Consider the following 5,322-nt stretch of genomic DNA (forward strand, 5'->3'; position numbering starts at 1 on the left):
AAATAAGGTGCTGACGATGACCTACTCTCACATGGGCGAACCACACTACCATCGGCGCTAAGACGTTTCACTTCTGAGTTCGGGAAGGGATCAGGTGGTTCCATCTTGCTATTGTCGTCAGCGTAAAAGGATTAACAACGCTGTTATGAGTCTGTTATTTGTTTTTTATCAAGATTGATTCAAGCTTATAGGTAAAATCTTTACACTTACCATCAACACAATCAGTAGTATTAAACCACTTGGGTGTTGTATGGTCAAGCCAAACGAGCAATTAGTATTGGTTAGCTACATGTATCACTACACTTCCACACCCAACCTATCAACGTCGTAGTCTACAACGGCTCTTTAGGGAAATCTCATCTTGAGGTGGGCTTCCCGCTTAGATGCTTTCAGCGGTTATCCCATCCGAACGTAGCTACCCGGCAGTGCCACTGGCGTGACAACCGGAACACCAGAGGTTCGTCCACTCTGGTCCTCTCGTACTAGGAGCAGATCCTCTCAAATTTCCAACGCCCACGGTAGATAGGGACCGAACTGTCTCACGACGTTCTAAACCCAGCTCGCGTACCTCTTTAAATGGCGAACAGCCATACCCTTGGGACCTGCTTCAGCCCCAGGATGAGATGAGCCGACATCGAGGTGCCAAACACCGCCGTCGATATGAACTCTTGGGCGGTATCAGCCTGTTATCCCCAGAGTACCTTTTATCCGTTGAGCGATGGCCCTTCCATACAGAACCACCGGATCACTAAGACCTACTTTCGTACCTGCTCGACTTGTGGGTCTCGCAGTTAAGCGCGCTTTTGCCTTTATACTCTTTGAACGATTTCCGACCGTTCTGAGCGCACCTTCGTACTCCTCCGTTACTCTTTAGGAGGAGACCGCCCCAGTCAAACTACCCACCATACATTGTCCTTGATACTGTTATATCTAAGTTAGAACCCCAACATAACCAGGGTGGTATTTCAAGGATGGCTCCATAGGAACTGGCGTCCCTACTTCAAAGCCTCCCACCTATCCTACACAAGTTAGGTCAAAGTTCAATGTAAAGCTGTAGTAAAGGTTCACGGGGTCTTACCGTCTAGCCGCGGGTACACAGCATCTTCACTGCGATTTCGATTTCACTGAGTCTCTGCTGGAGACAGCGCTGCCATCATTATGCCATTCGTGCAGGTCGGAACTTACCCGACAAGGAATTTCGCTACCTTAGGACCGTTATAGTTACGGCCGCCGTTTACTGGGGCTTCGATCAATAGCTTCGCTTGCGCTAACCACATCAATTAACCTTCCAGCACCGGGCAGGCATCACACCCTATACGTCCACTTTCGTGTTTGCAGAGTGCTGTGTTTTTAATAAACAGTTGCAGCAGCCTGGTATCTGCGACTGCCAGTAGCTTACACCGCGAGGGTTTCACCACCGGCAGCGTACCTTCTCCCGAAGTTACGGTACCATTTTGCCTAGTTCCTTCAGCAGAGTTCTCTCAAGCGCCTTGGTATTCTCTACCTGACCACCTGTGTCGGTTTCGGGTACGATTTGTTTATGACTATCGCTTAGAAGCTTTTCCTGGAAGCATGGTATTTGCCACTTCGCCAGTAAACTGGCTTGCTATCAGATCTCAGTAATAGCCTAGCGGATTTGCCTACTAAGCCTACCTACATCCTTCCACCTGGACAACCATCGCCAGGCTGGCATAACCTTCTCCGTCCCTCCATCGCATCATAAACAAGTATCGGAATATTAACCGATTTCCCATCGACTACGCCTTTCGGCCTCGCCTTAGGGGTCGACTCACCCAGCCCCGATTAACGTTGGACTGGAACCCTTGGTCTTCCGGCGAACGGGCTTTTCACCCGTTTTGTCGTTACTCACGTCAGCATTCGCTCTTGTGATACCTCCAGCATACCTTACGATACACCTTCACAGGCTTACACAACGCTCCCCTACCACTTAATTGAAACAATTAAATCCGCAGCTTCGGCTCCTAGTTTGAGCCCCGTTACATCTTCCGCGCAGGCCGACTCGACTAGTGAGCTATTACGCTTTCTTTAAAGGGTGGCTGCTTCTAAGCCAACCTCCTAGCTGTCTGTGCCTTCCCACATCGTTTCCCACTTAACTAGGAATTTGGGGCCTTAGCTGGCGGTCTGGGTTGTTTCCCTCTTGACGACGGACGTTAGCACCCGCCGTCTGTCTCCCGGATATCACTCATGGGTATTCGGAGTTTGCATCGGTTTGGTAAGTCGGGATGACCCCCTAGCCGAAACAGTGCTCTACCCCCCATGGTGTTCGTCCGAGGCGCTACCTAAATAGCTTTCGGGGAGAACCAGCTATCACCGAGTTTGATTAGCCTTTCACCCCTATCCACAAGTCATCCCCTACCTTTTCAACGGGAGTGGGTTCGGTCCTCCGGTGTCTGTTACGACACTTTCAACCTGCTCATGGATAGATCACTCGGTTTCGGGTCTATACCCTGCAACTATGTCGCCCTATTAAGACTCGGTTTCCCTACGGCTCCCCTATACGGTTAACCTTGCTACAGAATATAAGTCGCTGACCCATTATACAAAAGGTACGCCGTCACGGAACAAGTCCGCTCCGACTGCTTGTATGCACACGGTTTCAGGTTCTATTTCACTCCCCTAACAGGGGTTCTTTTCGCCTTTCCCTCACGGTACTGGTTCACTATCGGTCAGTCAGGAGTATTTAGCCTTGGAGGATGGTCCCCCCATCTTCAGACAGAATTTCTCGTGTTCCGCCCTACTTAATATGTCTCATAAACAGTTTCGCATACAGGACTATCACCTACTATGGTTGGCTTTCCCACGCCATTTTGCTACTGTAAATTCGATCGGCTCCTCCCCGTTCGCTCGCCGCTACTTGGGGAATCTCAATTGATGTCTTTTCCTCGGGGTACTGAGATGTTTCACTTCTCCCGGTTTGCCTCATAAAATAAATTATGATACCTAAGTTATCTTAGGTGGGTTTCCCCATTCAGAAATCGCCGGGTCACAGGATATTGCCACCTCACCGACGCTTATCGCAGGCTATCACGTCTTTCATCGCCTCTGACTGCCAAGGCATCCACCATGTGCACTTCATTACTTGACCATACAACCCCAAGTAGTCTTGGTGTTATAAGGGTAATGTGTAACGATCTTCACCTATGTTTACGCTTGATTCAGTTCTCTTTACTTTAGGTGATTGTATTTTGGGGTACAATCACCATGGTTAATAAATTACGTTGGATAATTTATTAACCCAGACTCATAATCATGTTGTTAAATAGTGTTATAAACTTCGTCAGTTTATAAAGTAAAAGCATAAATAAGAAATCTCTTATTAAATTGCTTATGTATGCTTTGATGTTTAAATGGTGGAGCCAAGGAGAGTCGAACTCCTGACCTCCTGCGTGCAAGGCAGGCGCTCTACCAACTGAGCTATGGCCCCAATTTAATGGTGGGTCTAATAAGACTTGAACTTATGACCCCCGCGTTATCAACACGGTGCTCTAACCAACTGAGCTATAGACCCGTTTTAAACATCTTACCAAAGAACAACTTGTTGTGGATTCTTGCCAATCAGATATCTTCATTAAGGAGGTGATCCAGCCGCAGGTTCCCCTACGGCTACCTTGTTACGACTTCACCCCAGTCATCGACCCCACCGTGGTGATCGCCCTCTTGCGTTAGGCTAACCACTTCTGGTGAGATCAACTCCCATGGTGTGACGGGCGGTGTGTACAAGGCCCGGGAACGTATTCACCGCAGCATTCTGATCTGCGATTACTAGCGATTCCGACTTCATGGAGTCGAGTTGCAGACTCCAATCCGGACTACGATTGGCTTTTTGAGATTAGCATCACATCGCTGTGTAGCAACCCTTTGTACCAACCATTGTAGCACGTGTGTAGCCCTGGTCGTAAGGGCCATGATGACTTGACATCGTCCCCGCCTTCCTCCAGTTTGTCACTGGCAGTATCCTTAGAGTTCCCACCCGAAGTGCTGGTAACTAAGGAAAAGGGTTGCGCTCGTTGCGGGACTTAACCCAACATCTCACGACACGAGCTGACGACAGCCATGCAGCACCTGTATCAGAGTTCCCGAAGGCACTAAGCTATCTCTAGCGAATTCTCTGTATGTCAAGACCAGGTAAGGTTCTTCGCGTTGCATCGAATTAAACCACATGCTCCACCGCTTGTGCGGGCCCCCGTCAATTCATTTGAGTTTTAACCTTGCGGCCGTACTCCCCAGGCGGTCTACTTATTGCGTTAACTGCGTCACTAAGTCTTCAAGAGACCCAACGACTGGTAGACATCGTTTACGGCGTGGACTACCAGGGTATCTAATCCTGTTTGCTACCCACGCTTTCGCACCTCAGTGTCAGTATGATGCCAGGGAGCTGCCTTCGCCATCGGTATTCCTCCAGATCTCTACGCATTTCACCGCTACACCTGGAATTCTACTCCCCTCTCACCTACTCTAGTCACCCAGTATCAGATGCAGTTCCCAGGTTAAGCCCGGGGCTTTCACATCTGACTTAAGTAACCACCTACGCGCGCTTTACGCCCAGTAATTCCGATTAACGCTTGCACCCTCTGTATTACCGCGGCTGCTGGCACAGAGTTAGCCGGTGCTTATTCTGTAGGTAACGTCAGGGCTAATGGGTATTAACCATTAGCTTTTCCTCCCTACTTAAAGTGCTTTACAACCAAAAGGCCTTCTTCACACACGCGGCATGGCTGGATCAGGCTTTCGCCCATTGTCCAATATTCCCCACTGCTGCCTCCCGTAGGAGTCTGGGCCGTGTCTCAGTCCCAGTGTGGCTGATCATCCTCTCAGACCAGCTACAGATCGTCGCCTTGGTAGGCCTTTACCCCACCAACTAGCTAATCCGACTTAGGCTCATCTAATAGCGAGAGCTTGCGCCCCCTTTCACCCGTAGGTCGTATGCGGTATTAGCTTGAGTTTCCCCAAGTTATCCCCCACTACTAGGCAGATTCCTAAGCATTACTCACCCGTTCGCCACTAGGTATCGAAAGCAAGCTTTCTAACCTCGTTCGACTTGCATGTGTTAAGCCTGCCGCCAGCGTTCAATCTGAGCCATGATCAAACTCTTCAGTTTAATCTTGAAGTTGCCAATAAAACAAAGAATGTTTGATTGGACTTTAATGTTGGCTCATTTATTATTACTAGCAAATATTTGCTCATCGTGTAAATGAATTAACTTTGAGTATTCTTGCTGAATATAAATGATAATTTTTTTAAGATTATCTTGTATTCGCAAAAATCCACACAAGTTGTTCTTTAGTTTTGATTTTAAATAGT

At 48.4% G+C, this 5,322-nt stretch carries 2 tRNA genes and 3 rRNA genes; all 5 read right to left on the reverse strand.

From position 1 onward, the window contains the following. Positions 1-8 precede the first annotated feature (8 nt). Positions 9-122, reverse strand: a 5S ribosomal RNA gene (gene rrf, locus B0681_RS09865). Between the two features lie 128 nt (positions 123-250). Further along, positions 251-3,106: ribosomal RNA gene (locus tag B0681_RS09870) — 23S ribosomal RNA — on the reverse strand. Positions 3,107-3,369: 263 nt separating this feature from the next. Next, positions 3,370-3,445: transfer RNA gene (locus tag B0681_RS09875), tRNA-Ala, on the reverse strand. A gap of 7 nt (positions 3,446-3,452) precedes the next feature. Continuing rightward, positions 3,453-3,529 (reverse strand) — tRNA-Ile (locus tag B0681_RS09880). Between the two features lie 61 nt (positions 3,530-3,590). After that, positions 3,591-5,119, reverse strand: a 16S ribosomal RNA gene (locus B0681_RS09885). The 16S, 23S and 5S rRNA genes sit together here with 2 tRNA genes alongside, the layout of an rRNA operon. Positions 5,120-5,322: the final 203 nt, after the last annotated feature.

The organism is Moraxella porci DSM 25326 (assembly GCF_002014855.1).
Lineage (GTDB): Bacteria > Pseudomonadota > Gammaproteobacteria > Pseudomonadales > Moraxellaceae > Moraxella > Moraxella porci.